The following is a 26,215-nucleotide window of genomic DNA, read 5'->3' as shown; positions in this document are numbered from 1 at the left end:
CGGGGCCGTGGTGGGTGAGGTCGTTCATGTCAGGCCTCCTTCGCGGGCTGGGTGACGCGGTCGAGCATCAGGCCGAGGCAGACGATCGCGGCGCCGGCGACCAGACCGGTGGCCAGGTCGCCCTGGGCGAGGCCGAGGACGACGTCGTAGCCGAGCGCGCCGCCGCCCACCAGACCGCCGATGATGACGACGGCGAGTACGAGGACCACCGCCTGATTCACCGCCAGCAGCAACGCGGGCCGTGCCAGGGGCAGCTGGACCTGACGGAGCTGCTGCGAGCCGGTCGCGCCCAGCGAACGCGCCGATTCCACGACCGCCGGACTCACTTCCAGCAGCCCCGACGTGGTGATGCGGACGACGGCGGGCAGCGCGTACACGACGGCCGCGGCCGCGGCGGGTGCCCGTCCGACGCCGAACAGCGCGACCACCGGGATCAGGTAGACGAACTGCGGCATGGTCTGGCACACGTCGAGCACCGGGCGCAGCAGACGTTCGACGCGGGGGCTGCGGGCGGCGCCCACGGCGATCGCGAAACCGAGCACGAGGGTGACGGCGACGGCCGCCAGCACCTGCGAGAGGGTGTCGAGGGAGGGCTCCCACACCCCGAGGACGCCGATCGCGGCGAGCGCGAGGACCGCGGTCAGCGCGGTCCGCCAGGTGCCCACGAGGACGCCGATCGCGCCGGTCAGCAGCAGGAGCGCCCACCAGGGTGCGGCCTGGAGCCCGCCGCGCAGCGGGTCGAGGATCCAGCCGGTGAACCGGGCCGCCCAGTCGGCGGTGCCGCCGACCACGGGCACCCCGGAGTAGAGGTGGTCGGTCATCCAGGCGACCGCCCGGTTGACGGGCTCCGCGATCGTCACGCTCCACGACCCGGGCCACTGGGTGGTGCCGGCCATGTGGCCCACGACCGCCGCGGCGACGGCCGCGAGGACCGTGAGCAGTCGCCCGTACCAGCCGGCGAACACACGGCGCAGCAGGGGCTGTTCCTCCGGGGGAACCGGGGCGCTGCCCAGCCGGCGGCCCGCCGCGTCGGTGGTCCGGTCGAGGACCACGGCGAGCAGCACGATGGGGATGCCGGCGGCGAGCGCCGCTCCGACGTCGACGGAGGCGAGGGCCTGGTAGACGCGGTCGCCGAGGCCGCCCGCGCCGATCACCGAGGCGATGACGGCCATGGACAGGGCCATCATGATGGCCTGGTTGACGCCGAGCAGGAGCTGCCGGCGGGCCAGCGGGAGCCGTGCGGTGAACAGCCGCTGGCGGCCGGTCGCGCCGAGGGAGGCCGCGGCCTCCAGTACCCCGGCGTCCGCCTCGCGCAGGCCCAGCGCGGTGAGCCGGGCCATCGGCGGGGCGGCGTACACCACGGTCGCCAGGACCGCGGCGGGCACGCCGATGCCGAAGACCAGCACCATCGGCAGCAGGTAGGCGAACGCGGGCAGCACCTGCATGGTGTCCAGGACCGGCCGCAGCGCGCGGTCGGCGCGCGGCGACAGCCCGGCGGCCAGGCCGAGCAGGGCGCCGACCACGACGGACACGGCGACGGCCACGACCATCAGCGCGAGGGTCTGCATCGTCGGCACCCACATGCCGAGGAGCCCGCACGCGGCGAAGGCCGCCACGCAGGTCACGGCGAGCCGCAGGCCGGCCAGGCGCAGGGCGACGAGTCCGGCCAGGGCGGTGACACCGGTCCAGCCCGCCGCGAGCAGGACGACGTACACGGCCCGGACGGACACCACGACGACATTGCTGACGTGCCCGAAGAAGTACAGGAAGAGCGGGTGGCCGTCCCGGTTGTCCACGATCCAGTCGCCGGCCCGGCCGAGGGGGCCGGACAGGTCGACGGACAGGGCCGCCGGCCAGCTCCCGGAGCCGGGGAAGAGGACCGCGAGGGGGATCAGCACCAGCGCGGCGACGGCGAGGGGCAGGACCCTGCGGCCGGCGCGGTGGCGCAGCAGCGCCGCCCGGAGGCGGCCGGTCCGGGATGCGGCGGGGCCGCTACCGGGGCGGGCGGCGGGCCCGCCCCCGCCCGGCCGGTCCGGGCTGGCGGGGCGCTCCCGGCGGCCGGACTCCCGTACGGGTCTGGTCGTCGTGGTCATCCGTCCCACCTCCCGGTGCCGGTCCGGCGGCTTCGGCGCGTCATGCCGCCACCCCCCGCCCGGCCGGGGACGGCAGGCCGGCCACCACCGCGAGCAGTGCCGCGTCGTCGACGACGCCCAGGCACCGGCCGTGGTCGACGACCCGCGCGGGTCCGCCGCTGCGGGCGACGGCCTCGATGGCCTCGACCACGGTGGTGGCGGGCGCGAGCGCCGGCCCGCGGCTGTCCTCGCCGTCCGTGGCGGGCCGCATCGCGCTGCGCACGGTGAGCACCTGCTCGCGCGGCACGTCGCGGACGAAGTCCCGTACGTAGTCGTCGGCGGGGGAGCCCACGATCTCCTCGGGGGTGCCGACCTGGACGATGCGGCCGTCGCGCATCAGCGCGATCCGGTCGCCGAGGCGCAGCGCCTCCGCCAGGTCGTGGGTGATGAAGACCATCGTGCGGCCCTCCTCGTGGTGGAGCCGGGCCACCTCCTCCTGCATCTCGCGCCGGATCAGCGGGTCGAGGGCGCTGAACGGTTCGTCGAACAGCAGCACTTCGGGGTCGGCGGCCAGCGCGCGGGCGAGGCCGACGCGCTGCTGCTGGCCTCCGGACAGCTGGCCGGGCCGGCGGCCCTCAAGCCCTTCGAGGCCGACCTTGGCCACCATCTCGGCGGCCCGGGCGCGACGGCCGCTGCGGCCCATGCCCTGGATCTCCAGGCCGTAGGCGACGTTGTCCAGGACCGTGCGGTGCGGCAGCAGCCCGAAGTGCTGGAAGACCATGGCGGCCCGGTGGCGGCGCAGTTCGCGCAGCCGGCCCGGATCCATGGCGAGGACGTCCTCGCCGTCGATGGCGAGCGATCCGGCCGTGGGCTCGATCAGCCGGGTCAGACAGCGCACGAGGGTGGACTTGCCCGATCCGGACAGGCCCATCACGACGAACACCTCGCCCTTGCGGACGTCGAAGGTGACGTCGCGGACGGCGGCCGTGCAGCCGGTCCGCTCGCGCAGCTCGGCGGCGGGCAGCGCGGCGTCCTCGGATCCGGGGACGCGGGCGGCCTTGCGCGAGGGGCCGAAGACCTTCCACAGGCCCTGGACCCCGAAGACGGGCGCGGCGGCGGTATCGGGAGCGGTGGTGGTCACCGGACCTCACCGCCCAGCAGCTCGGCGGCCTTCTCGCCCACCATGAGGACTCCGATCATCGGGTTGACCGCGGGCATCGTCGGGAAGACGGAGGCGTCCGCGATGCGGATGCCGTCGAGGCCCCGCACCTTCAGGTCCGGGCCCACCACGGCGTCCCGGTCGTCCGCAGCGCCCATCTTGCAGGTGCCCGCGGGGTGGTAGACGGTGTGCGCGACCGAGCGGGCGTACGCGCTGAGCGCCTCGTCGTCGGTGACGTCGGGGCCCGGGCACACCTCGCGGCGCAGCCATCCGGCCAGCGGCTCGGTCGCGGCGATCCGGCGGGCCAGCTTGATGCCGTCCACCAGGGTCCTGCCGTCGTAGTCGTCCTCGTCCGTGAAGTAGCGGAAGTCGAGGGCGGGTTTGACCTCGGGGTCCGCGCTGGTCAGGTAGAGGCGGCCGCGGCTGCGGGGCTTGGGGATGTTGGGCGTCAACGAGACCCCGTGCGCCGGGCGTTCGTAGCCGATCCGCTCCGGGTTGTCGGTGAACGGGATCTGGTAGAAGTGGAACATCAGGTCGGGCCCGGGGGAGTCCGGGTCGCGCCGCACGAACAGGCCGGCGTCGCTGTCCATCGCCGAGTTCTCGGGTATCGGCCCGTCCGTCTCCCAGACGATCACGGACTCCGGGTGGTCGAGGAGGTTCTCGCCGACGCCGGGCAGGTCGTGGACCGGGGGGATGCCGAGGGCTTCGAGGTCGGCGCGCGGGCCGATGCCGGAATGCAGCAGCAGCCTCGGGGTGTCCACGGCGCCCGCGCACACCACCACCTCGCGGCGGGCCGTGACCAGCGACTGCGTGCCGTCCGCGGCCCGCACGTGGACGCCGCGCACCCGCGTGCCGTCCAGCTCCAGGCGGTACGCCCAGGTCTCCAGCAGGATCCTCAGGTTGGGCCGCCCGTCCATCACCGGGTGCAGGTACGCCACCGAGGCCGAGGACCGCTTGTTGGTCTCCGGGTGGTAGGCGAGGTCGAAGAACCCGGCGCCCTCGTGGAACGGCTTCTTGTTGAACCCCTCGACGAGCGGAACCCCCAGAGCGTCCTGGGCGGCGTCCACGAAGTCGCGGGCGATGGCGTTACGGTCCGCCTCGTCCACCGGCACGATGTTGTTGAGGAGCCGGTCGAAGTACGGGTCCATGGCCGCCGCGTGCCACCCTTCGGCGCCCGCCTCCGACCATTCGTCCCAGTCGGAGGGGAGCGGCCTGAAGGCGATGAGGGTGTTGTGCGAGGAGCAGCCGCCGAGGACGCGGGCCCGGCTGTGCCGGATGTGCGAGTTGCCGCGCGGCTGCTCGGTGGTGGGGTAGTCGTAGTCGAGTTCGCCGCCGAGCAGGCCCATCCAGCGGCGCAGCGTCAGTACCTCGGGGCGGTCGACGTCGCTGGGGCCGCCCTCGATGACGGCGACGGTGACGTCCGGGTCCTCGGTCAGCCGGGAGGCGATCACCGATCCGGCGGTGCCGCCGCCGACGACGACGTAGTCGTACTCCTGGACGGGCGCGGCCTCTGCGGCCGCCGGCCGGGCATGGGTGTGGGGGGTGGTCATGTGCTCTCCTGACTCCTTCAGCCCGCGAACCAGCGCACGGGGCGCGGGGCGAGGTTCTGGTACACGTGCTTGGTCTCGCGGTACTCCGCCAGCCCGGACGGGCCGAGCTCGCGGCCGACGCCGGACTTCCCGAAGCCGCCCCACTCCGCCTGCGGCAGGTAGGGGTGGAAGTCGTTGATCCAGACGGTGCCGTGCCGCAGCCGGCCGGCGACCCGGCGGGCGCGGCCCGCGTCCGCCGTCCAGACGCCGCCGGCGAGCCCGTACTCGGTGTCGTTGGCGAGGGCCACGGCCTCCTCCTCGCTGCGGAAGGTCTCCACGGTCAGCACCGGCCCGAAGACCTCCTCGCGCACCACGCGCATGCGCCGGTGGCAGCGGTCGAGGACGGTGGGCCGGTAGAAGTAGCCGGGTCCGTCGGGGCGTTCGCCGCCGGCGCGGAGCACGGCGCCCTCGGCGAGCGCGCCGGCGACGTAGGACTCGGTCCGCTCGCGCTGCGCGGCGGAGACGAGCGGGCCGCATTCGACGCCCGGGTCGGTGCCGCGGCCGAGGCGGATCCGCTCGGCCCGGCGGGCGAGCTCCGTGACGAACCGCTCGCGCAGCGACTCCTCGACGATCAGGCGCGAACCGGCCGAGCAGACCTGGCCGCTGTGCATGAAGGCGGCGTTGAGGGCCTGGTCGACGGCGGTGTCGAAGCCCTCCTCGGTGGCGCAGGCGTCGGCGAAGACGACGTTCGGGTTCTTGCCGCCGAGTTCGAGTGCGACCTTCTTGACGGTGTCGGCGGCCGCGCGCATGACCTTGGTACCGCTGACGAGTCCGCCGGTGAAGGAGACCAGGTCGACGTCGGGATGGGCGGCGAGGCGCGCGCCGGCCGGGTCGCCCGCTCCGGTGACCAGGTTGGCCACCCCGTCGGGCAGGCCCGCCTCCGCCAGCAGTTCCAGGAGCGCCACGGTGGTCAGCGGGGTGATCTCGCTCGGCTTGATGACGAGGGTGTTGCCCGCCGCGAGCGCCGGTGCGACCTTCCAGCTCGCCTGGAGCAGCGGGTAGTTCCACGGCGTGATGAGGGCGCAGACCCCGACCGGTTCGTGGACGACGACGCTGTGCACGTCGGGGGTACCGGCGTCCACGACCCGGCCCGGGTCCTCGGCGGCGACGAGGCCGGCGAAGTAGCGGAAGGCGTCGATGACGCAGTCCACGTCCGTGCGGCCCTCTTCGAGGGTCTTGCCGGCGTCCAGGCTCTCCATGAGGCCGATGCGCTCGCGGTCCCGGCGGAGCAGGTCGGCCGTGCGGTGCAGGAGCGCGGCCCGCTCGGCGGCCGGCGTGGTGGGCCACGGGCCGCGGTCGAAGGCGGCACGGGCGGCGCTCACGGCCGCGTCGGCGTCGGCGGTGCCGCCCTCGGAGACCACGGCGAGGACGGAGCCGTCGGCCGGGTCGAGGATCTCCCTGGTCGCTCCCGAGGCCGCGGACCGCCATGTCCCGGCTGTGTAGATGGTCTTCTGCTCCGACACGACGCGCTGTACCTCCGCTTGTGCCACCGCGGCGGACCCGCGATGAGCTGGCAAGGTCCGCGCATGCCCCCTGCCCCGGAGGTCATGTCCCATCCGTCACTGGAAGTGACGGGCATCACGCGGCCGGCGGGCGGCGGCCCGGTCAGCGCAGGGCGACGCCCGAGCCGTCCAGCTGCATCTGCGGACGCCCGCTCACCAGCAGCCAGGCCGGCAGCAGCGCCACGCACAGCAGCGGCAGCAGACCCGGATCCGGGGCGAGGATCGCCGCGGCGAACAGGCTGAGCCAGCCCTGCCGGGTGACGGCCAGCAGCACCCCGACCACCGCGCAGGTCACCGCGACGGCCGGCTGCACCGAGGGCACCAGGCCGGTCACCGCGAAGCCGAGGGCGGTGCCCGCGAAGATGGACGGGAAGATCCGGCCGCCCCGGAACCCGGACCCGCAGGCCACCAGGACCGCGGCCAGCTTCACCACCGTCATCAGGACGAGCGATCCGGCCGAGTGCGCACCCGGATCGGCGGCCAGCTCGCCCATCTGGTCCAGGCCCTTGAAGAGGGTGAGCCGGCCTCCGAGTGCCCCGAGCAGACCGAGCGCCACCCCGCCCAGGGTCAGCGCGAGCACCGGGTGCGGCAGCAGGTGGAAGGCGCGGTGGACGTACGGGAACGCGTAGACGGCGGCCAGGGCGATGACCGCCGCCACCGAGGAGACCACCAGCGCGGCGACCAGGTCGGGCCAGTGCGGTCCCTTCAGCGGGGGCAGGGGCAGCCCGAACTGCGGGGCCTCCAGCAACCTGCTCGTCAGTCCGCCCGCCCCCGCGGCGATCAGCGGGGCGAAGAGCTGGTCCCACAGGGTGGGCGGCCGCCCGCCCGGGGCGGCCGCGGGCTGCCGGGGCGCGGACACCATCGACTCGGTGAGGATCAGCACGGCGGCCACCGGGGTGCCGAACAGCGCTCCGACGGTGCCCGCCGCGGCCAGCGCCACCCACAGTTGCGGCGGGCCCGCGGGCATGAACCGCCGGCCCAGCCAGAAGGCGAGGGCGATGTTGGCGGCGGTGATCGGGTTCTCCGGACCCAGGCTCACGCCGCCCGCGAGGGCCAGGGCGCTCGCCAGCAGCAGGCCGGGGACCACCGCGGGCGGCAGCGGGGGGTCCACCAGACCGGTGGTGGCCGGGTCCGGCCCGGCGTGCCCGTGGACCTTCCACACCACGAGGCCGACGGCGAGGCCGGTCGCCGTCAGGACCGTCAGCATCCAGGCGACGGACCAGGGGCCGATCCCGATCGCGTCGGGCAGGGTCTCCCACAGGAGGTCCTTCAGCAGGTCGGACGCCTCGCTCACGGCGATCAGCGACAGGCTGGTGCCCACGCCGACCACGAGGGCCGGCAGGACGAGGGGGAGCAGGTCCCTGGCGGGGGAGGCCGGCGGGGGCGCGGCGGGCTGCGCGGGGGCGGTCACCGGATCAACGTAACGGGAAATCATCCTGAAACCTGTCAAATCGGTACACTGCTGCGGGTCCTGTCCCCGGGATCAGGAGTTCCGCGCCATGCGCAGCCGCAGGCTGTCGTAGACCGGCACGCTCCCCATCCGGTCCGCCGTCAGCGTCGCGGCGAAACAGGCGGCGAGCAGCGGAACGAGCAGCGACGTCGCCCCGGTCATCTCGACCACGAGCACGATGCCCGTGACGGGCGCCCGCACGACCGCCGAGAACAGCGCCGCCATACCGACGACGGCGAACGCCGCCGCGCCGGTCCCGTCCAGGAACGCGGGCGCCGCGAGACCCTGTACGAGCGCTCCCCACAGGGCGCCCAGCGCCAGTACGGGAGCGAACAGCCCGCCCGGCGTACCGGCCGCGTAGCTCAGCGGACCGGCCACGAACCGCACCACCAGGTACCCCGCGAGTACGGTGACCACCGGTACCTCGCCGCCCAGCAGGCGCGCGCCCAGCTCCTCCCCGCCGCCGGCCAGCCAGGGGTCGATGCCGAGCAGCAGGCCCACGACGGCCCCGATCGCGGCCGCCCGGGCGACCGGCCCCACCCGGGTGACCCCGTCACAGAAGGCCAGCGTGCCGACGACGAGCCGGTTGTAGCCCGCCCCCAGTGCGCCCGTGGCCGCTCCGAACAGCAGGAACAGCGGCAGCAGGGCGACGGACGGGGTGGCCGGGCCGGGCATCGCGAAGACCGGCCGGTCGCCCAGCATCCACTGCGCGCATCCGGTGGCCGTAGCACTGCCGATGAGGGTGAGCAGGACCAGGCGGGGCCTGACCGTCCTCGTGACCTCCTCGCAGACGAACACCACCGAGCCGAGGGGGGCGCCGAAGGCCACCGCGAGCCCGGCCCCGGCCAGTGAGGTGTGCAGCAGGGTGACGTCCGGCGCGCTCATCCGCGTGCGGCGCCCCGCCTCCGCGCCGATCACCGCGCCCATGTGCACCGTAGGGCCCTCACGGCCGAGCAGCAGGCCCGACCCCATGGCGAGCAGACCGCCCACGAACTTCGCCGGCAGCAGCCGCAGCGGCTGCGGTTCCCGTTCCCCGCGCCACACGGCCTCGACGTCCTGGATGCCGCTCCCGGCGGCCGTCGGGACCCGCCGGGCGATCGCGCAGCCGAGGGCGGCGCCCGTCGCCGCGAGCGCGACCGGGAGCAGCCAGCCGGCGGCCCCGAGGCGCTGCGAGGTGTCCAGCAGTTCGCCGCGCAGCTCGGCGGCCTGCTCCAGGCACCAGCGGAAGCTCCCGCCGACCAGCCCCACGAGGCAGCCGGCGAGCGCCCCGACGAGGTAGAGGGCCGCCGTGCCGCGGGGAGCACCGGGCATGCGCAGACCTCCGCCGAGCCGTGGTTCCCGTCGGTCAGAGACTGACCCGCGCCCGCCGCGCCGCACCGGACATCGGGGCGGCCGCGCCGAAACCCGCCCCGACTGGGCCAACGGCCGGGCGCAGTGGCTCACGACGGCGGAATGAGCCCGGTTCATCGGCTGATGCGTGATAAGTCAGGTATCCACGCAAACGTTCCTGCGTGCCCGCGGCCCACGGGGTCACGCGTGAAAGGGGACTTCGTTGTCGAAAGATCCACCGGCCGGCCCCCGCTCCCGTACGGACATGGTGGTCTTCGGCGTCACGGCGGTCCTGACCCTCGCCTTCGTGCTCTGGGGCGCCATCGCCACCGACTCGCTGGAAAGCGTGTCGAGCAGTCTGCTCAAGGGGCTCATCCACAACGGCGGCTGGGCCTTCATGCTCGCCGCCACCGGCTTCGTCGTCTTCGCGCTGTGGCTCGCGATCAGCCGCTACGGACGCATCAGCCTCGGCCGCGAGGACGAGGGGCCCGAGTTCCGCACCGTGTCCTGGGTCGCGATGATGTTCAGCGCCGGCATGGGCATCGGGCTCATGTTCTACGGCGTGAGCGAGCCCCTGGCCCACTACGGGAAGCCGCCGCCCGGCACCCACCCCGTCGACTCCGCCGAACGCATGCAGACGGCGATGGCGACGACCCTCTTCCACTGGACGCTCCACCCCTGGGCGATCTACGCCGTCGTCGGGCTCGCCATCGCCTACAGCACGTTCCGGCGCGGCCGCCGCCAGACGATCAGCGCCGTGTTCGAGCCGCTCATCGGCGAACGGCACGCCCACGGCGCGGCGGGCCGGGTCATCGACATCCTGGCCATCTTCGCCACCCTCTTCGGCTCGGCCGCCTCCCTGGGCCTGGGTGCCCTGCAGATCGGCAGCGGATTCCAGGAACTGGGGTGGATGGAGACGGTCAGCACCGCACTCCTGGTCGGCATCATCGCCGTGCTCACCGTCGCGTTCGTGGCCTCCGCGGTCTCCGGCGTCGAGCGCGGCATCCAGTGGCTGTCGAACATCAACATGGTGCTCGCCCTCGTGCTGGCCGTCTTCGTGTTCGTCGCCGGCCCGACGATCATCGTGCTCGACCTGCTCCCCACCTCCCTGGGCGCCTACCTCGGCGACCTGCCGCAGCTCATCGGCCGCACGGAGGCCACCGGCACCGGAGAGGTCGCCACCTGGCTGGGCAGCTGGACCGTCTTCTACTGGGCGTGGTGGATCTCCTGGACGCCGTTCGTCGGCATGTTCATCGCCCGCATCAGCCGCGGCCGCACGATCCGCCAGTTCATCGGCGGGGTCATCCTCGTCCCGAGCAGCGTCAGCCTGGTGTGGTTCGCGGTCTTCGGCGGTACGGCGATGAAGCTCCAGGAGGGCGGCCGGCTCGGCGGCGAGACCACGCCGGAGGGGCAGCTCTTCGGGCTGCTCCAGCAGTTCCCGATCCCCACCGTGATGAGCCTGCTGGTGATGGTCCTCGTCGGCATCTTCTTCGTGTCCGGAGCGGACGCCGCGTCCATCGTGATGGGAACGCTGTCGCAGAAGGGCACCTTCGAGCCGGCCCGGCTGGTCGTCGTCTTCTGGGGCGTGGTCACGGGGGCCGTCGCGGCCGTCATGCTGCTCATCGGCAACGGCAAGGGGGACGCGCTCGCCGGACTGCAGAACCTGACCATCCTCGTGGCGGCCCCGTTCACCGTCGTGATGATCGGCATGTGCGTGGCGCTCATGCGCGACCTGCGCCGGGACCCGCTGATCGTCCGCGGGGAGCGCGGCGACGAGGCCGTCGCCCAGGCGGTGGTCGCGGGCCACGAGGAGTACGACGGACACTTCGAGATCCGCATCGGGCCGGGCACCGGACCGGAACCGGACGACGCCAGGCCGTCCCCGCTGGAGGAAGGGCCGTAGAGCGTCGCCGACGCGCCCCGGCCGCCCCGGGCGTCCTCAGGCGGCCGGGGCGGCCGGCGGCGCCGTCATACGGCGGACGGCCTCCACGACGGCCGCGCGGTGGCGGGCCAGCAGCTCGGCCGGCCAGCCCGTGCCCGCGTCCCCGGCTGCCGGCCCGCCCACGGCGCCGAACCAGGCCTGCGACAGGCCCATGACCAGCACGAGGAGGTCGACGGGGTCGATCGCCGCGTCGATCCGCCCGGCCCGCTGCGCCCGCTCCACCACCGCGATCTTCGCGGCGTACGATTCCGCCTCCGCGGGCGCGGAGCCCGGGCGCTCCAGCTGCTTCCACAGCACGAGCCGCATCAGGTCCGGCCGCTCGACGAGGTGGTCGAAGACCGCGCCCGCGTACCCGGGCAGGTCCTCGGCGGTGAAGGGAACCGTCTCCGAGCCGGCCTCCAGCGCCCGCTGGAGCACGACGTCGAAGAGCTGTTCCTTGTTGCCGAAGTACACGTAGATGAGCCGCTTGTTCGCCTGGGCCGCCTCGGCGATCCGGTCGACGCGCGCTCCGGCGATGCCGTAGGTCGCGAACTCGGAGAAGGCCGCGTCGAGCAGCCGTGCCTTGGTTGCGCTGGAGTCCCTTGCCATACGGGGCAGCCTAGCAAGTAACTATCTGGTTATTGACATCCCGCGATGAGGATGTGCATGGTTGACCTATCCAGTTAGTTACTTACTTGCTCACGCACCGGACACCCCGAGGAGAACACCGTGGAGATGCGCGCACTGGGCGGCCAGGGCCTGAAGGTCGGCGCCGAAGGACTCGGCCTGATGGGAATGAGCGCCCACTACGGCGCCACCGACGACACCGAGTCGCTCGCCACCATCGACCGGGCCCTGGAACTGGGCGTCACCCTGATGGACACCGCCGAGGGCTACGGCCCCTTCCTCAACGAACAGCTGCTCGGCAGGGCCCTCGCGGGCCGCAGGGAATCCGCTGTCGTCGCCACGAAGACGGGCGTCGAGTTCACCGACGAAGGTTCCTTCCGCGGCCACAACGCCACCCCGGAGTACATCCGCAGCTCGGCCGACCGGTCCCTGCGCCACCTGGGCACCGACCACATCGACCTCTACTACCTCCACCGCATCGACCCGCAGGTCCCCGTGGAGGAGAGCGTCGGGGCCATGGCGGAGCTCGTCGCCGCCGGCAAGGTCCGCCACATCGGTCTGTGCGAGGCCGCGCCGGCGACCATCCGCCGCGCCCACGCCGTGCACCCCCTCGCCGCCGTGCAGACGGAGTACAGCCTCTTCGAGCGCGGCATCGAGCAGGACGGCGTCCGCGCCGCCCTCGACGAGCTGGGCATCGGCCTCGTCGCCTACTCGCCGCTCGGCCGCGGCTTCCTCTCCGGCGCCGTCACCAGCCCCGAGGACTTCGCGGCCGACGACTTCCGCCGCACGGACCCCCGCTTCCAGGGTGAGAACTTCGACCGCAACCTGGCCGTTGTCGACCTGCTCCGCAGCCTCGCCGCCGAGAAGGGCGTCACCCCCTCGCAGCTCGCCCTGGCCTGGACGCTGCGCCAGGGCGCGGTGCCCATCCCGGGCACCAAGCGCCGCCGGTACCTGGAGGAGAACGTCGCCGCCACCGCCGTGGAGCTCTCCGACGCGGACCTCGCCCGCATCGACGCCGTGGCCCCGCTGGGCGTGGCCTCCGGCGACCGCTACGCCCCCGAGCTGATGAAGGGCCTGAACGGCTGACGGGTCCCGGGCGCACGGCGCGGACCGTACGGCCGATCAGGGGCGGAGCGGCACTCCTTCGAGGGAACCGCCCGCTCCGGGAGGGGCGGTGCGGCCGCATGCTGCCGATGAGAGGGAGACGGCCCCGGCTCGGGGCCGTGCGGCGCACCGGTGCGCCGTCACGGCAGTTGCGAGGAGATGTACGCGTGATGCGAGTGTGGAAGAGTGCGGGTCTCGCCCTGGTGGTCGGCATGGCGGTCCTGGGCGGTGCGTCGGCGGCGTCGGCCGACGCCAAGGCCGAGGGGATCGCGGCGGGCTCGCCCGGCGTCCTGTCGGGCAACCTGATCCAGATCCCGGTCCACGTACCGATCAACATCTGCGGCAACAGCGTGAACGTGATCGGCGCGCTGAACCCGGCGGCCGGCAACATCTGCTTCAACAGCTGAGACCCCCCGGCCCCGGCTCCTCCCGTCCGCCCCCGTCCGGGCGGGTCCGGGAGGAGCCGGGGCCTCCTCATGCCGTCACCCTTCCGTCATCCGGCCCGCCCGTAGCGGACGTTATTGCTCCAAATGCGTTCCAGTCGTACGCGGGTGCCCGGACGGGGCGCGTGCCAGATCTTGTCGTGGCCTGCGTAAATGCCCACGTGTTCCACGGTGGAGCCCTGCGGGAAGAACACCAGATCACCCAATGCGCGTTTGTCGCGGGAAACGTGTGAGGTGTGCTCGTACTGCTGCTCCGCGGTGCGTGGCAGCTTCTTTCCGGCTTTCCGGAAGGAATACAGCATCAGGCCCGAGCAGTCGAACCTTTTCGGTCCCGTCGCGCCGCGCGCATAAGGGGCACCTTCCTTGGAGGCGGCCACGGCCACGGCTTTCACGCCGTACGACGTGGCCGCTCCGGCCGGTGACACCGGGCCGGCGAGGGTGCCCGCGGTCAGCAGGCACAGGAGCAGAAAAAGGCGAGGGGGACGGAATCCGGCGGTGCGTCGGACAACTCGGAGAGCCTGTCGGGCTTTACGGGAGTCGTTCCTGCAGACGGACATCGTGATACCTCCGCGTTCGGATGGACTGACGGTCGATCGGATACCTGGGAAGGTCCTGCTTTCTCGGATGTGGATCCTGGCGCGCAACGGCCGACAGTTTTCTCCGAAGCCGTCCGGAATTCAGGTCCGGACATGGGTACAGATGTATCGGTTCTGCAACAAATTCGCGAACATATGGAAAAACAACTGGTGGCGGCTGTCATTCAGCCGCGCCGCGGCGGGGGAGCGGCGGGGCTTCGACGGCCGCTCGGCCGGGCCCGGACGGGGGTCTCGGCGACGCTCCGGGCGGCCCCGCCCGCCCCGCCCGACCCGCCCGCCCCGGCCCGGTCGACGTGCCCCGCCCTGCCCGATCCCGCATCCTTCTCGGGGAAGGTGCGGCCGCCCGGGACGAGCGCCCGCGCCCGGAAGGAGCCGCCACCGTGCCCGGACCGCGCTTCTCGGCCCGCCGCTTCGTGGTGCCGGGCTGGATGCGCACCTACACGCCGTTCCTCGGGCGGGTCCTGGAACAGTTCGCGCGGGTCAACGTCCTGGACTGCGCCACCCGGCTGGCCGCCCAGGCCTTCCTCGGGGCCATCCCCGCCCTCTTCGTCATCGGCGCGCTCGCCCCCGACTGGATGCGCCAGGAACTGATCAAGACGATCAGCACGACCCTGGGCATGACCGACACCGCCCTCGACCAGATCCGCGCGGTGTACGCCGCCGGCGACACGGCGGCCGTCGCCAGCACCGGCGGGATCGGGATCGTCGTCACGCTGCTGTCCGCCACCGCCTGCAGCCGCGCCCTGCAGACCACCTGCGAGCGGTCCTGGCACCTGCCCAAGGCCGGAGCGCGCCTCGCCGCCTGGCGGTGGCTCGCCTGGCTCGCGGTGTGGCTGACCGCCCTGCTCTTCCAGGGGCCGGTCCAGGAGGCGTTCGGCGCGGGCCGTGTCGTCGGCGCGCTCGTCGCCGTGATCAGCGGCACCCTGCTGTGGTGGTGGACCCAGCACCTGCTGCTCGGCGGCAGGGTGCCGTGGCTGCCCCTGCTGCCCGGCGCGGTCCTGGTCGGCGTCGCGGAGCAGATCGTCACCTGGGGATCGCGGTTCTACATGCCCCGCGCCATCGACCGCAGTCTGGAGCAGTTCGGCGGCCTGGGGCTGGTCTTCGCCATGCTGTCGTGGCTGATCGGGTTCTTCGTCGTCGTCACCGTCTGCATCGCCCTGGGCTACGTACTGGCCCACGAACGGGGCCCCGCCCGCAGGCTCGGAACCCCGGAAGACCCCCGGGGCGGAGCCGGGACCAGGCCCGGCCCCGCCCCGGGGGCCCGATGACGAGGGAAGGGTGCGAAGTCGTCAGTGCTTCCGGTGGCGGAAGATGTCCTTCATCTTCTCCTTGGCCTGACGGGCGTCGCCCTTCACCTGGTCCCTGCGGCCTTCCGCCGCCAGCCTGTCGTTGCCCACCGCACGGCCCGCCGCTTCCTTGAGCTTGCCGAGGGCCTGCTCGGCCTTGGCCCGGCTCTTCTGGTTGTCCGACACAGCTGATCACTCCCTAAGGGGGTGGGAACCACGTACGCCCCCTCGTGTGGCCAGGATCCCGGACCTCAAACCCCGCTGGAACCCGGAGGCCCCGCCGGTTGCGGCGGGGCCGTACGGGGGTACAGGGCGGATGGGTACAGGACCGGCCGGAGGAGGAACCGTGGAACGGGACGTCCAGGTGAGGCAGATCGTGGCCAGACGCAGCGGATGGGCGGCGGAGCGCCTGCGGCCCCAGACCGAGCTGGGGGAGGACCTCGGGCTCGACGACGCCGCCGTCATCGGCGTCCTCGCGGACCTGAAGGCCGCCGGGTTCCGCGTCCAGGAAGGGGTGGACCTCGGCAGCCTCACGACCGTGCAGGCACTGACCGACGCGGTGACCCGCGTGCCGTGACCCGTACGGGGTGATCCGTACGCGGTGACCGCGCACCGTGGTTCGCCCGCCGTGGTCCACGGGCCGCCGCAGCCCGCTCCGCGGGGGCGGGCCGGCGGACTCAGGTGATGTGATCATCGGGCCGCCGAAATATGATGAAGGCTGTTTTCGCGCCAGAGCCCTGGAGGCGGACGTACCCCGGAGCGGTCCATGACCCCCCATCGGTCCCCGCGGTCGGCGACCGCCGACGATTTGCTGACGAGGCTCGGGCGCCTGACGGCCCAGGCCCGGGAAGGGGCCGAACTCCAGCAGGCGCGGGTGGAACTGGCCGAGGCGCTCCAGCGCGAGATCCTCCCGGCCTCCCTCCCCGCCGTCCCCGGGCTGCGCACCGCCGCCCGGTACACGCCCGCCCGCCACGGTCTGAGCGTCGGCGGTGACTGGTACGACGGGTTCGCGCTGCCCGGGGGAGCCCTGGGGTTCTCCATCGGCGACGTGGAGGGCCACGACGTGGAGGCGGCCGCCTTCATGGGGCAGGTCCGCATCGCCGTACGGGCCGTCGCAGCGGCCGCCGCCGACCCGGGCGAGGTCCTCAGCCGGGCCAACGACCTGCTGCTCTCGGTGGACTGCGATCTGTTCGCGACCTGCACCTTCCTCCGCTTCGACCCGGTCACCTGGGAGATCCAGACGGCCCGCGCCGGCCACGTGCCCGGGGTGTGGGCCACCGTCGACGGCCGGTACGGAGTCGTGGAGGACGAGGGGGGCCCGCCGCTCGGCATGCTGCCCGACGCCGAGTACCCCGTCACCCGGCGCCGGCTGACGACGGCGGGCTCGTACGTCCTGGTCACCGACGGGGTCGTCGAAGGACCCTCCTTCCCGATGGACGACGGACTCGCGCGGGTCGCCGGGGCCGCCCTGGCCGGTGCGGGCAGCGCCCCGGGGGACCTGGCCGCCGAGGTGATGAAGGTCGCCGACTCGACGGGCCACGAGGACGACGCCGCCGTCCTCGTCCTGCGTCACGAGGCCTTCGGAGCCGCCTCGGGCCACGACTCGCGCGGCCCCTAGGGCGGCAGGGTCCTCTCTGCCCGGCGGGGTCCGGCACGCGACGCGACTTTGTGGACGCTTTCCAGCGCGTGTCACGCTCCGCCGACGGCTCCGGCTGTTGTCTGATGCAGTGATGCGCACCGAGGGCTTCCGACGTCCGTTCCTCGCCGTGCTCCGGATCCTCGCCGTCGCCGCCGCCTATTTCGCGGGCGGACGGATCGGGCTGCTCCAGCAGGTGGTGATCGACGGTGCGGTGGTCACCCCGCTGTGGCCGCCCACGGGCATCGCCCTCGCCTGCCTGATCTGGATGGGGCTCCGGGTCTGGCCCGGCATCGCGCTCGGCGCGTTCCTCGTCATCCAGTCGCTCAGCCCCTTCTCCGCGGTCGGGCTCGTGATCGTCGCGGGCAACACCCTCGCCCCCGTCCTCGCGGTCCTGATGCTCCGCCAGGTCGGATTCCGCCGGGAACTGGACCGGCTCCGCGACGGCGTGGCCCTGGTCGTCCTGGGCGGACTGGCACCGATGCTGATCAGCGCGACCGCCGGAACCTGGCTGCTGACCCTCACCGGCAGCCTGCCGGACAGCGGGTTCTGGACGGTGTGGTGGACGTGGTGGGCCGGCGACGCGATGGGCGTGCTCGTCCTGACGCCGCTGCTGCTGATCGTGCACAAGGTCCACGTGTCCCAGGACCCCTACCGGTGGGCCGAGGCCGCCGCCCTGCTGGTCGCGGCCGTCGCCGTGACCCTCCTGGCGACCAGGACCCACCTGGCCCTGCTCTTCCTCGTGTTCCCGCTCCTCATCTGGGCGGCACTGCGCTTCCAGCTGGCCGGGAGCGCGCCCTGCATGCTGCTCGTGTCCGTACTGGCGAACGCGGCGGCGATCGCCCAGGCCGGCCCCTTCGCCGGCCTCAGCATCGTCGAGGGCATGGTCAACCTCCAGGCGCTCAACGGCAGCGCGGCCCTGACCTCGCTGCTGCTGTCGGCGCTCGTCACCGAGCAGAACACCATCCGCCTGCGCATCGAACAGGCCTGCCTGGAACTGGCCGAGGTCGTGGACCAGCTCTCCTCCGGCAAGACGGCCCCCCGCTGGCCCGCCCCCGGCGCGGACGGATCCCGCGCGGACGGTCCGTAGCCCCGGCCCGTCCAAGGGCCTGGCCAAGGGCCCGGCCGGGAACGGCCCGGAACACGTTCAGAGCCCCCCGCCCAGTCGGGCGGGGGGCTCTGAACGTGAGAACGGTGCCCACGTGGAGGGTCCGGACCGGGGGATCCGGGGGTGGTACAAGCCGGGGCCCCGTGGGCACTCGCGCAGGCGTCGGAGGCCCCGGCTCGAAGATGGGGACCGGGTCAGCTGTTGGCCGACACGTTGCCCGAGAGGACCGGGATGTTGCTGAGGATGTGCGAGAGCGGCTCGTCACCCTTGGCCTGGGTGGAGTTCTCGGCGCACTGCTGGTTCTGCGGGTTGGCCAGGACATTGATGTCCTGGACACCGACGTTCAGCGCGGCGACGAGCGACTGGGCGTTGATCTTGGCCGGCAGGCCGATGCAGGGCTTGTTCAGCGTGCCCTGGACGAGGCCGAGCTGCGGGCTCTGGTCGCCGTGGGTCGCCTGGTTGCCGTAGATCTGGGAGGCACCGTTGCCGTTGACGGTGTTGATCCCGTTGTCGTTGCCGATGGCCATGGCCGGAGCGGCAACGGCGGCGCCCGCGCCGACGATGGATGCGGTGGCGGCGGCGGTGGCCATCATCTTCTTGATCATCATGGTCCTTCTGTTGCACGAGTGCACGGTGGTGAGCGCACTGATCAACGTCCGGACCTGCGGCAGGTTCCGGGGCTTCACCCGATCGGCCGCAGACCTCCCGCCGCGCCCCGGCCCGTACCGGAACCCGTACTCAAGCCGCCGGGACGACCGAAGCCCGTATCGCCGCGGCCCACTCCTCCAGCAGCGCCGCGTGGCGCACCCGCTCGTCGTCACGGAGGCGGCCCTCGGCGCGGGCGAACAGGCAGCGGATGTCCGCGTTGATCGCGGAGAGGGGGCGTCCAGGTGTCGCGGAGTCAGGGGTCGGGCTCATGTGATCAAGAGTAGGCGGGGGGTACGACAGCCGACGCCCGTGTCCGTCATGCGGACGCTCCCGTCCGGCCCGGTGATCCCCTTCCGGGCCGTGGCGCCCCGGGGCCGGGGCGCCACGGCCGCCGTCGGGCCTCCCGGCGCGCCGCGCCCGCGCCCGTACGCTGGGCCCATGAAGATCGTCGACCTCGAACCCGGCGACCCGCGGCTGACGCGGGACCTGCTGCCGGTCCTGCTCGAACTGCGGCCCCACCTCACCGAGGACCTGTTCCTGGCGGTCCTCGCCGAGGGGCGGGGCCAGGGGCTGCGCTTCACCGCCGCGTACGACGAGGACGGGGCGTGCGTGGGCGCGGCCGGCTGGCGGACCGTCGCCAACACCCACCTGATCCGCAAGCTCTACGTGGACGACCTCGTCACCGCCTCCGCCGCCCGCTCCACCGGGGTGGGCCACGCGCTCCTCGCCCACCTGGAGGAGCACGCGCGGGCCGCCTCCTGCACCGCGCTCACCCTCGACTCCGGCACCCAGCGGACCGACGCCCACCGCTTCTACTTCCGCGAGCGGCTGGCCGTGACCGCCTTCAGCTTCGAGAAGACGCTGCGCTGAGGTCCCCGCGGACTCCAGGGCCACCGGCCACCGGATCGGCCCCGAACCGGCTGAAAACCGTCAGCGCCGGGAGAGCGCGGGCGGGGAACCGGCGGGTTCCGCGCATCCCGACCCATCCGAATCCGGCCCGGCGGCGAAGCACAGGGTGACAGGCCGCGGCCGGGCGGCGCGACACCGCACACCGGCCGCGCACGCCCCAGCGACCGGAAGGCGCCACTCCGTGACCCTCTCGACGCCCCGTGCCACGCGTGAGGACCAAGCCGTCCCCGGCCCCCGCATCCCGGCCGACCCCGAGGCGTGGCCCGACGTGGCGCGCAGCCCCGACACCCCGGCCGCCCACACCGCCGTCGCACGCCACCTCCTCCGGCGCGCCTTCCCCCGCCTCCCGCTGCGCGTACGCCTCGGCGACCAGGCGCCGGCCGGCCACGGCCCCGGACTGACCGTGCACGACCCGGACGCCTTCTTCCGCCGGATCGCGGCGGACGGCCTCATCGGCTTCGGCGAGTCCTACATGGCCGGCGAATGGGACAGCGACGACCTGCCCGGCCTCCTGACCGTCCTCGCCGCCCACGTGGACGAGCTCGTCCCCGCCCCGCTGCGGCGCCTGCGCGCCGCCTGGGTGCGGCGCAGGCCCGACGCGCAGCTGGGCACCCCGGAAGGCGCCCGGGAGAACGTCCACCGCCACTACGACCTGTCGAACGAGCTCTTCGCCCTCTTCCTCGACCCGTCCATGACCTACTCCTCGGCCGTCTTCACCGCCTTCCCCGCCCGCCACGAATCCCTGGAGACCGCCCAGCACCGCAAGATCGACCGGCTCCTCGACCTGGCCGGCGTCGGTCCGGACCGGCGGGTCCTGGAGATCGGCACGGGCTGGGGCGAACTCGCCCTGCGCGCCGCCGCCCGGGGCGCCGAGGTGGTGACGCTCACCCTCTCCGCCGAACAACGGGACCTGGCCGAGCGGCGGATCGCCGAAGCCGGACTGGCCGACCGGGTCACCGTCCGGCTCCAGGACTACCGGGAGGCGGAGGGCACGTACGACGCCGTCGTCAGCGTGGAGATGGTCGAGGCGGTCGGCGCCGACTACTGGCCGGTCTACTTCCGCTCGCTGCGCGACGCCCTCGCACCGGGCGGACGCATCGCCCTCCAGGCCATCACCATGCCGCACACCCGGATGCTCCTCACCGCCCGCACCCACACCTGGATCAGCAAGTACGTCTTCCCCGGCGGCCTGATCCCCTCCCGGCGCGCCCTCACCGAACACGCCGCCCGCGCGGGCCTCGACACCGTCTCCGACGAGGGCTACGGCGAGCACTACGCGGAAACGCTCCGCCTGTGGCGCGAACGGTTCACCTCCCGCGCCGACCAGGTGGCCGCCCTCGGCTTCGACCGAACCTTCCGCCGCATGTGGGAGCTCTACCTCGCCTACTCCGAAGCCGGGTTCCGCGCCCACTACCTCGACGTACGCCAGCTGCTCCTCATCGAAGGAGCCCGGTGAGCCCCGTGACCGGCAGCCCGGCCGGTCACACCCCGGGCACCCTCGGCGGCCGGCGCCGCCCGGCCGCCGCCGGCGGCACCCCGGCCGCGCTGCGCGTCCGGCGGGCACCGCCCCGGCCCGCCTGCGCGGTCCTCCTCCTCCACGGCGGCCGGGCGGACGGCATGGCGCCGCCCCCGCGCTTCGGCCTGCCGCGGCTGCGCATGCGGCCCTTCGGCACCGCCGTCCTGCGCGCCGCCCCCGCCGGCCGGATCCTGGTGGCCGACGTGCGCTACCGCCACCAGGGGTGGAACGGGGACCGGGCGGACCCCGTCCGGGACGCCCGGCGGGCCCTGCGGGAGCTGCGGCGCGCCGCCGGGCCCGTACCCGTCGTCCTGATCGGGCACTCCATGGGCGCCCGCGCCGCGCTCCGGGTCGCGGACGAGCCGCACGTCCGGGGCGTCGTCGCCCTCGCCCCGTGGTGTCCGCCGGGCGAACCGGTGGTCCACCTCCAGGACACCCGGATCGTCCTGCTCCACGACGAGCGGGACCGCGTCACCCGCGCCGAGGACACCTGGGAGTACCTGCGCCGCGCCCGCGCGTACGGCGTCAGGGCCGAGGGCGTCGCCATGTCCGGCGGAGGGCACGCCATGCTCCGCGGCGCCCGCGCCTGGCACCGCACCGCCACCACCGCGGCCCTCGCGTTCCTCGGCCCGGACGCCGCGCCGGGCACCGGCCGGTGACGGGCCCCGCCCATCCGTCCGGCGGTCAGGGCCGGATGCGTCCGGGCGGATCCGGCCCGGGCGCATCCGGTCGGCGGGCCAGCGCGGAAGTAGGGGCGGAAGCAGCCGTGCGGGCGGTCCCGCCGGAGGGACGGCGGAGCGGACGGAAGGACGGCGGCGCATGCGCGGAAACCGTGGAGGAAGCCGCTCCGTGATCGTGGTCGGCGCGGGGGCGGCGGGCCTCGCCTGCGCCGCGGACCTCGTCCGCGCCGGAGCCGAGGTGTCCGTGCTGGAGGCCTCCGACCGGGTCGGGGGCCGGATGCGCACCGACGTACGCGGCGGGTTCCTCCTGGACCGCGGCTTCCAGGTGTTCAACACCTCCTACCCCCAGGTGAAGCGCCGGCTCCGGCTCCGCGACCTGCGGCTGAGGCCGTTCACCCCCGGCGTGCTGGTCCACACCGGCACGGGACGCATCCGCTTCGGCGACCCGACCAGGCGGCCCGGCGAAGCCCTCGCCCTGCTGCGGGACGGCCGGCTGTCCCCGGCCGGCGCGGCCGCCGCGGGTGCGCTCGGCGCAGCCGGCCTGCTGCTGCCGGCCCGTCTCCTCAAGAGGCTCCCGGAGACCGGCACGCGCGCGGCCCTGCGCTCCTGGGGACTGCCCGACGGCCTGGTCGAAGAGGTACTGCGTCCGTTCCTCGCCGGGGTGTTCCTCGAAGACGGCCTGGAGACGTCGAGCCGGGTCTTCCAGCTGACCTGGCGAAGCTTCCTGCGCGGCACCCAGGCCCTTCCCGCCGCGGGCATCGGCGCCGTTCCGCGCCAACTCGCCGAGGCCGTCCCGGCGGACAGCCTGGAACTGGGCACCGCCGTCGCCCGGCTCGCCGAGGGCGGGGTGGTCCTCGCCGACGGCTCGTCGCGCGAGGCGGACGCCGTCGTCGTCGCCACCGACGCCGCCACCGCCGCGACCCTGCTGCCCGGGCACCCGGTGGCCCCGACCCGCACCGTGACCACGTACTACCACGCCACGCCCGCCTCCCCGCTGCGGGAACCGACCCTGCTGCTCGACGCGCGGCGCAGGTTCCTCAACAGCTGCGTCCTGACCGAGGTCGCCCCGTCCTACGCGAGCGACGGCCGCGCGCTGGTGTCCACCTCCGTCCTCGGTACGGGCGCCTCCGAGACCCCCGCGGACCTGCTGGCGGCCCTGACGGAGGCCTACGGCACCGACGCGGGCGCCTGGGAGCCCGTCGCCGCGGTCACGGTGGCGGGAGCGCTGCCCGTCATGCTCCCGCCGTGGCCCCTCAGCCGGCCGACCCGCGTCGCCGACGGGCTCCACCTGTGCGGTGACCACCGCGCGACCGGTTCGCTCCAGGGGGCCCTGGCGTCGGGCGCGCGCGCCGCCCGCGAAGTGCTCCGGGGCGCCTGACCCGTTCCGCCCGGATCCCGCCCCGCGCGACGGGCCGCACCCGGCGGGGGCAACGGGGCCCCGGCCCATCCTGGGCGTCGTGCGGGGTCGTGTCCATCCGTCATGACACCCATATCCCCGGCCTGTTCGCAGGTGGCAACATGAGGTCGCGCCGTGCCGGATCACCTGCCTGAATCCGCCGCGTGCCACACCGCCATCGCAAAGAACGAGAAGAAGGGGGACGGGTTGTGCCCGCTCCACGGATGCGCACGACGCCACTGCCCGGCATCGGCGTGCAGTACGACCTCACCACACGGGAACACCGCCACCTGTCGGTGATCGCGCACCGGGACGGAACCCGGACGGTGAACGTCTACCGGGCGGACGACCCGGACGCGTGCGCCCAGTCGCTGCACCTGACCGGAGCGGAGACGACCTCGCTGATCGACGCCCTCATGCCCGCGCACCACAGCCCGAACCTGCTGCACACCACCGACCTGGGCCTGGTCGCCGAACGCATCGAGCTGTCGGCGCACTCGTACTGGAACGGCCGCGTGCTCGGCGAGACCCGGATGCGCACCGAGACCGGGGTGTCGGTGGTGGCCGTCCTGCGCCGGGCCGAGGCCCGGCCCTCGCCCGCGCCCGACTTCCGCCTCGCCGGCGGGGACACCCTCATCGTGATCGGCACCCGCGAGGGCGTCGACGCGGCCGCCTCGATACTCGGACGGGAGTGATCCGCGCGTGCATTCCGCAGTTTTCCTGATCGAATTCGGTGCGATCATCCTCGGCCTGGGCCTGCTCGGCAGGCTCGCCGGCCGTTTCCACTTCTCGCCGATACCCCTGTACCTCCTGGCGGGCCTCGCCTTCGGCACCGGCGGACTGCTGCCGCTGGGAGCGAGCGAGGAGTTCGTCGCCATCGGCGCCGAGATCGGCGTCATCCTGCTCCTGCTGATGCTGGGCCTCGAGTACACCGCCAGCGATCTGGTGTCGAACCTCAAGACCCAGTACCCCGCCGGTCTCGTCGACTTCACCCTCAACGCCGTTCCCGGCGCGCTCGCCGCGCTGCTGATGGGCTGGGGCCCCGTCGCCGCCGTCGTGCTGGCCGGAGTCACCTGGATCTCCTCCTCCGGAGTCATCGCCAAGGTCATGGGGGACCTGGGCCGGCTCGGCAACCGCGAGACCCCGGTGATCCTCAGCATCCTGGTCCTCGAGGACCTGGCCATGGCCGTCTACCTGCCGATCGTCACCGCGCTCCTCGCGGGCGTCGGCCTCGCCGCCGGAAGCCTCACCCTGGCGATCGCCCTCGGCGTCGCGGGCGCGGTGCTGTTCGTCGCGGTCCGCTACGGCCGCCTGATCTCCCGCTTCGTCTCCAGCGACGACCCGGAGAAGCTCCTCCTCGTCGTCCTCGGCCTGACCCTGCTGGTCGCCGGCCTCGCCCAACAGCTCCAGGTCTCCGCCGCCGTCGGGGCGTTCCTGGTGGGCATCGCCCTGTCCGGTGAGGTCGCCGAGGGGACGCACACCCTGCTCAGTCCGCTGCGCGACCTCTTCGCCGCCGTGTTCTTCGTCTTCTTCGGCCTGCACACCGACCCCGCCAGCATCCCGCCCGTGCTGCTGCCGGCGCTCGCACTCGCCCTGGTGACCGCGCTCACGAAGATCGCCACCGGTTACTGGGCGGCGAAGCGCGCCGGGGTCGGGGTCAAGGGCCGGTGGCGGGCCGGCGGCACGCTCGTCGCCCGCGGCGAGTTCTCCATCGTCATCGCGGGCCTCGCCGTCACCGCCGGGATCGAGCCGGCCCTGGGGCCGCTCGCCACCGCGTACGTCCTGATCCTCGTCGTGGTGGGACCGCTCACCGCCCGCTACACGCAGCCCCTGGCCGCCTGGATCACGGGACTCCGCACGCCGCGTGCGCGCGTACTGGCCGCGGTGCCCTCCCCGGCGAAGTCCCCGGAACCGGCGCGGGACGGGGAGGCGCTGACGGACCGGGAGGTGGCGGTGGACCAGGACCCGGCCGGGCGGGCCTGAGTCCGGCGGTCCCGGGGCAGGATGGGGCATGACCGTCTTCCGATGCGCCGGCTGCGGTACGGACGTGACCGCCGACGTGCGCGAGGTGCCCCTGCCGCGCACCCCGGGCCCGCTGCCCTACGAGGCCGAGGGCGAGTGCCCGCCCCGCATCGCGCCGGGCGCCTTCGCCCGCGACCCGGAGCCCTCGGCCTTCGCCCGGACGCCCGACCCCTCGCGGACCTCGTACGGCCCGCCGGCCGGCGGGCCGCGCGGCGGCATCGTCATCGGCCACGGCGACGCCCGCGGGATGGTTCCCATCGCCGACCTCGGGCGCCGCGGCGGCTGTTGCGGCCCCGACGGCCTGGGCGGAGCGAACCTCGCCTGCGGGGGCTGCGCGGCGGAGCTGGCCATCGAGTCCGCCGACTGCTGGACGGTCCGGCAGATCGTCCTCGACCCGCGCCGCGTGATCGCCGGCCCCTGAGCCCCCGAACTCCGAGCCCGGGCACCGCGTACTGGTCCCGGGGCGTACTGGTCCCCGGGCATCGAGGTTAAGAATGCTTGACATCGTGTCGCGACTCCTTGACACTCCGGGTGTCTGGTTTTCTTGACATGGGGTGGTGGTGTGCGGTGGCGGTGGAAGAGAAACGCGCCTGGATCATGCTGGTGACCGCGGTGGCGTCGTACGCGGTCTACCTGGCGGTCGTCCTGGACCGGCCGGCGGGGGCGGCCCTGGCGCAAGCGCCCTACGCGGCGGCCCTGTTGTGGACGGTCGGCCTGTCCATCGCCGCCTCCGTAGCGGGGCACGTCACGGTGGCCGCCCTCGCGTCGGCGGAGGACGGCACCAAGGACCAGCGCGACCGGGAGATCCACCGCTTCGGCGAGTACGTCGGCCAGTCGTTCGTCGTCATCGGCGCGGTGGCCGGACTCCTGCTGGCCCTGGCCGGGGCCGCGCCCTTCTGGATCGCCAACGCGATCTACCTGGCCTTCGTCCTGTCGTCGGCCCTCGGTTCGACGGTCAAGATCGTCTCCTACCGGTTCGGCTTCCACCCGTGGTGAGGCCGACGCGGGTCACCAACACCATCCGCGCCCAGCGCTTCGCCCACGGCGAGATGACCCAGGCCGAACTCGCGCGCCGCATCGGCGTCAGCCGGCAGACGGTCATCGCCATCGAACAGGGCCGCTACTCGCCCTCCCTGGAGATGGCCTTCCAGATCGCCGCGGTCTTCGGCGTCCCGCTCGACAGCGTCTTCCAGTACGCGGGCGGCGCGGCCGGTCCGGCCGC

General features: G+C 73.7%; 26 protein-coding genes and 1 pseudogene. 16 read left to right on the top strand and 11 right to left on the bottom strand.

Annotated elements, in window-relative coordinates; genetic code table 11:
• Positions 1 to 29: 29 nt before the first annotated feature.
• The 6 genes from ABZZ17_RS17975 to ABZZ17_RS17950 form a co-directional block, all read right to left on the bottom strand.
• Positions 30 to 2,093, bottom strand: coding sequence for an ABC transporter permease subunit (locus ABZZ17_RS17975; RefSeq protein WP_356877030.1), 2,064 nt, complete (start codon positions 2,091 to 2,093; stop codon positions 30 to 32).
• 40 nt (positions 2,094 to 2,133) lie between these two features.
• The gene (locus tag ABZZ17_RS17970; protein WP_356877028.1) at positions 2,134 to 3,213 is read right to left on the bottom strand and encodes a glycine betaine/L-proline ABC transporter ATP-binding protein; all 1,080 of its coding nucleotides are present in this window, start codon (positions 3,211 to 3,213) and stop codon (positions 2,134 to 2,136) included.
• Positions 3,210 to 4,781 carry a GMC oxidoreductase gene (locus ABZZ17_RS17965; protein ID WP_356877026.1) on the bottom strand — a complete coding sequence of 524 codons (1,572 nt, stop codon included), beginning with the start codon at positions 4,779 to 4,781 and terminating at the stop codon, positions 3,210 to 3,212. The genes ABZZ17_RS17970 and ABZZ17_RS17965 overlap by 4 nt, the downstream gene beginning before the upstream one ends.
• 17 nt (positions 4,782 to 4,798) lie before the next feature.
• Positions 4,799 to 6,283, bottom strand: coding sequence for an aldehyde dehydrogenase family protein (locus ABZZ17_RS17960; protein WP_356877024.1), 1,485 nt, complete (start codon positions 6,281 to 6,283; stop codon positions 4,799 to 4,801).
• A gap of 142 nt (positions 6,284 to 6,425) precedes the next feature.
• On the bottom strand, positions 6,426 to 7,757 hold the full coding sequence (locus ABZZ17_RS17955; protein WP_356877022.1) for an ion channel protein: 1,332 nt from the start codon (positions 7,755 to 7,757) through the stop codon (positions 6,426 to 6,428).
• A 48-nt stretch (positions 7,758 to 7,805) separates the two neighbouring features.
• Entirely contained in the window at positions 7,806 to 9,083 is a 1,278-nt protein-coding gene (locus tag ABZZ17_RS17950) for a ClC family H(+)/Cl(-) exchange transporter (RefSeq protein WP_356877020.1), read from the bottom strand.
• Between the two features lie 283 nt (positions 9,084 to 9,366).
• On the opposite strand from ABZZ17_RS17950, the gene ABZZ17_RS17945 reads away from it, so the two are divergent.
• On the top strand, positions 9,367 to 11,004 hold the full coding sequence (locus ABZZ17_RS17945; protein ID WP_356877118.1) for a BCCT family transporter: 1,638 nt from the start codon (positions 9,367 to 9,369) through the stop codon (positions 11,002 to 11,004).
• A 36-nt stretch (positions 11,005 to 11,040) separates the two neighbouring features.
• On the opposite strand, the gene ABZZ17_RS17940 is transcribed toward ABZZ17_RS17945, so the two are convergent.
• Entirely contained in the window at positions 11,041 to 11,631 is a 591-nt protein-coding gene (locus ABZZ17_RS17940; protein WP_356877018.1) for a TetR family transcriptional regulator, read from the bottom strand.
• A gap of 120 nt (positions 11,632 to 11,751) precedes the next feature.
• Between ABZZ17_RS17940 and ABZZ17_RS17935 the strand changes: the two genes are divergently transcribed.
• Together ABZZ17_RS17935 and ABZZ17_RS17930 are read left to right on the top strand one after the other, a co-directional pair.
• Entirely contained in the window at positions 11,752 to 12,735 is a 984-nt protein-coding gene (locus ABZZ17_RS17935) for an aldo/keto reductase (protein WP_356877016.1), read from the top strand.
• A gap of 188 nt (positions 12,736 to 12,923) precedes the next feature.
• Positions 12,924 to 13,160: a chaplin gene (locus ABZZ17_RS17930; protein ID WP_356877014.1), complete on the top strand. Its 237-nt coding sequence runs from the start codon at positions 12,924 to 12,926 to the stop codon at positions 13,158 to 13,160.
• Between the two features lie 86 nt (positions 13,161 to 13,246).
• Here ABZZ17_RS17930 and ABZZ17_RS17925 read toward each other — a convergent pair whose 3' ends face one another.
• Positions 13,247 to 13,753 carry a C40 family peptidase gene (locus ABZZ17_RS17925; protein ID WP_356877012.1) on the bottom strand — a complete coding sequence of 169 codons (507 nt, stop codon included), beginning with the start codon at positions 13,751 to 13,753 and terminating at the stop codon, positions 13,247 to 13,249.
• A gap of 419 nt (positions 13,754 to 14,172) precedes the next feature.
• Between ABZZ17_RS17925 and ABZZ17_RS17920 the strand changes: the two genes are divergently transcribed.
• On the top strand, positions 14,173 to 15,060 hold the full coding sequence (locus ABZZ17_RS17920; RefSeq protein WP_356877010.1) for a YhjD/YihY/BrkB family envelope integrity protein: 888 nt from the start codon (positions 14,173 to 14,175) through the stop codon (positions 15,058 to 15,060).
• Positions 15,061 to 15,081: 21 nt separating this feature from the next.
• Here ABZZ17_RS17920 and ABZZ17_RS17915 read toward each other — a convergent pair whose 3' ends face one another.
• Positions 15,082 to 15,264, bottom strand: coding sequence for a CsbD family protein (locus ABZZ17_RS17915; protein ID WP_356877008.1), 183 nt, complete (start codon positions 15,262 to 15,264; stop codon positions 15,082 to 15,084).
• 160 nt (positions 15,265 to 15,424) lie between these two features.
• On the opposite strand from ABZZ17_RS17915, the gene ABZZ17_RS17910 reads away from it, so the two are divergent.
• The 3 genes from ABZZ17_RS17910 to ABZZ17_RS17900 all read left to right on the top strand — a co-directional run bounded on the left by ABZZ17_RS17910 (position 15,425) and on the right by ABZZ17_RS17900 (position 17,804).
• The gene (locus ABZZ17_RS17910; protein WP_356877006.1) at positions 15,425 to 15,655 is read left to right on the top strand and encodes a phosphopantetheine-binding protein; all 231 of its coding nucleotides are present in this window, start codon (positions 15,425 to 15,427) and stop codon (positions 15,653 to 15,655) included.
• A 189-nt stretch (positions 15,656 to 15,844) separates the two neighbouring features.
• Positions 15,845 to 16,696, top strand: coding sequence for a PP2C family protein-serine/threonine phosphatase (locus tag ABZZ17_RS17905; RefSeq protein WP_356877004.1), 852 nt, complete (start codon positions 15,845 to 15,847; stop codon positions 16,694 to 16,696).
• 109 nt (positions 16,697 to 16,805) lie between these two features.
• Positions 16,806 to 17,804 (top strand): MASE1 domain-containing protein, encoded by a 999-nt coding sequence (locus ABZZ17_RS17900; RefSeq protein WP_356877116.1) that lies wholly within the window; start codon positions 16,806 to 16,808, stop codon positions 17,802 to 17,804.
• A 212-nt stretch (positions 17,805 to 18,016) separates the two neighbouring features.
• Here ABZZ17_RS17900 and ABZZ17_RS17895 read toward each other — a convergent pair whose 3' ends face one another.
• The gene (locus ABZZ17_RS17895; RefSeq protein ID WP_356877114.1) at positions 18,017 to 18,427 is read right to left on the bottom strand and encodes a rodlin; all 411 of its coding nucleotides are present in this window, start codon (positions 18,425 to 18,427) and stop codon (positions 18,017 to 18,019) included.
• A 133-nt stretch (positions 18,428 to 18,560) separates the two neighbouring features.
• Entirely contained in the window at positions 18,561 to 18,740 is a 180-nt protein-coding gene (locus ABZZ17_RS17890; protein WP_356877002.1) for a hypothetical protein, read from the bottom strand.
• Between the two features lie 168 nt (positions 18,741 to 18,908).
• Between ABZZ17_RS17890 and ABZZ17_RS17885 the strand changes: the two genes are divergently transcribed.
• From ABZZ17_RS17885 to ABZZ17_RS17845, 9 genes and pseudogenes are all read left to right on the top strand, one after another.
• On the top strand, positions 18,909 to 19,340 hold the full coding sequence (locus tag ABZZ17_RS17885) for a GNAT family N-acetyltransferase (protein ID WP_356877000.1): 432 nt from the start codon (positions 18,909 to 18,911) through the stop codon (positions 19,338 to 19,340).
• Between the two features lie 220 nt (positions 19,341 to 19,560).
• Positions 19,561 to 20,835, top strand: a complete 1,275-nt coding sequence (locus ABZZ17_RS17880; protein ID WP_356876998.1) for a cyclopropane-fatty-acyl-phospholipid synthase family protein — start codon at positions 19,561 to 19,563, stop codon at positions 20,833 to 20,835.
• Entirely contained in the window at positions 20,832 to 21,554 is a 723-nt protein-coding gene (locus tag ABZZ17_RS17875) for an alpha/beta hydrolase (protein ID WP_356876996.1), read from the top strand. The genes ABZZ17_RS17880 and ABZZ17_RS17875 overlap by 4 nt, the downstream gene beginning before the upstream one ends.
• A 160-nt stretch (positions 21,555 to 21,714) precedes the next feature.
• Positions 21,715 to 22,953, top strand: a complete 1,239-nt coding sequence (locus ABZZ17_RS17870) for an FAD-dependent oxidoreductase (protein WP_356876994.1) — start codon at positions 21,715 to 21,717, stop codon at positions 22,951 to 22,953.
• Between the two features lie 242 nt (positions 22,954 to 23,195).
• On the top strand, positions 23,196 to 23,666 hold the full coding sequence (locus tag ABZZ17_RS17865) for a TrkA C-terminal domain-containing protein (RefSeq protein WP_356876992.1): 471 nt from the start codon (positions 23,196 to 23,198) through the stop codon (positions 23,664 to 23,666).
• Positions 23,667 to 23,673: 7 nt separating this feature from the next.
• The gene (locus ABZZ17_RS17860; RefSeq protein WP_356876990.1) at positions 23,674 to 24,954 is read left to right on the top strand and encodes a cation:proton antiporter; all 1,281 of its coding nucleotides are present in this window, start codon (positions 23,674 to 23,676) and stop codon (positions 24,952 to 24,954) included.
• Positions 24,955 to 24,982: 28 nt separating this feature from the next.
• Positions 24,983 to 25,414, top strand: coding sequence for a hypothetical protein (locus tag ABZZ17_RS17855; RefSeq protein ID WP_356876988.1), 432 nt, complete (start codon positions 24,983 to 24,985; stop codon positions 25,412 to 25,414).
• Positions 25,415 to 25,566: 152 nt separating this feature from the next.
• The gene (locus ABZZ17_RS17850; RefSeq protein ID WP_356876986.1) at positions 25,567 to 25,989 is read left to right on the top strand and encodes a hypothetical protein; all 423 of its coding nucleotides are present in this window, start codon (positions 25,567 to 25,569) and stop codon (positions 25,987 to 25,989) included.
• A 23-nt stretch (positions 25,990 to 26,012) separates the two neighbouring features.
• A pseudogene (locus ABZZ17_RS17845) lies at positions 26,013 to 26,183 on the top strand (helix-turn-helix transcriptional regulator); the annotation flags it as partial.
• Positions 26,184 to 26,215: the final 32 nt, after the last annotated feature.

The organism is Streptomyces sp. NPDC006512 (genome assembly GCF_040611935.1).
Classification (GTDB): Bacteria; Actinomycetota; Actinomycetes; order Streptomycetales; family Streptomycetaceae; genus Streptomyces.
Note: the sequence above shows the minus strand (reverse complement) of the source record. Positions and strands in the feature narration are given on the sequence as shown.

Coding starts and splice junctions, on each gene's coding strand:
- ABZZ17_RS17975 (WP_356877030.1), bottom strand. CDS start 2,093: ATGACCACGACGACCAGACCCGTACGGGAGTCCGGCCGCCGGGAGCGC.
- ABZZ17_RS17965 (WP_356877026.1), bottom strand. CDS start 4,781: ATGACCACCCCCCACACCCATGCCCGGCCGGCGGCCGCAGAGGCCGCG.
- ABZZ17_RS17955 (WP_356877022.1), bottom strand. CDS start 7,757: ATGATTTCCCGTTACGTTGATCCGGTGACCGCCCCCGCGCAGCCCGCC.
- ABZZ17_RS17950 (WP_356877020.1), bottom strand. CDS start 9,083: ATGCCCGGTGCTCCCCGCGGCACGGCGGCCCTCTACCTCGTCGGGGCG.
- ABZZ17_RS17945 (WP_356877118.1), top strand. CDS start 9,367: ATGGTGGTCTTCGGCGTCACGGCGGTCCTGACCCTCGCCTTCGTGCTC.
- ABZZ17_RS17940 (WP_356877018.1), bottom strand. CDS start 11,631: ATGGCAAGGGACTCCAGCGCAACCAAGGCACGGCTGCTCGACGCGGCC.
- ABZZ17_RS17930 (WP_356877014.1), top strand. CDS start 12,924: ATGCGAGTGTGGAAGAGTGCGGGTCTCGCCCTGGTGGTCGGCATGGCG.
- ABZZ17_RS17925 (WP_356877012.1), bottom strand. CDS start 13,753: ATGTCCGTCTGCAGGAACGACTCCCGTAAAGCCCGACAGGCTCTCCGA.
- ABZZ17_RS17905 (WP_356877004.1), top strand. CDS start 15,845: ATGACCCCCCATCGGTCCCCGCGGTCGGCGACCGCCGACGATTTGCTG.
- ABZZ17_RS17895 (WP_356877114.1), bottom strand. CDS start 18,427: ATGATCAAGAAGATGATGGCCACCGCCGCCGCCACCGCATCCATCGTC.
- ABZZ17_RS17890 (WP_356877002.1), bottom strand. CDS start 18,740: ATGAGCCCGACCCCTGACTCCGCGACACCTGGACGCCCCCTCTCCGCG.
- ABZZ17_RS17885 (WP_356877000.1), top strand. CDS start 18,909: ATGAAGATCGTCGACCTCGAACCCGGCGACCCGCGGCTGACGCGGGAC.
- ABZZ17_RS17870 (WP_356876994.1), top strand. CDS start 21,715: ATGCGCGGAAACCGTGGAGGAAGCCGCTCCGTGATCGTGGTCGGCGCG.
- ABZZ17_RS17865 (WP_356876992.1), top strand. CDS start 23,196: ATGCGCACGACGCCACTGCCCGGCATCGGCGTGCAGTACGACCTCACC.
- ABZZ17_RS17855 (WP_356876988.1), top strand. CDS start 24,983: ATGACCGTCTTCCGATGCGCCGGCTGCGGTACGGACGTGACCGCCGAC.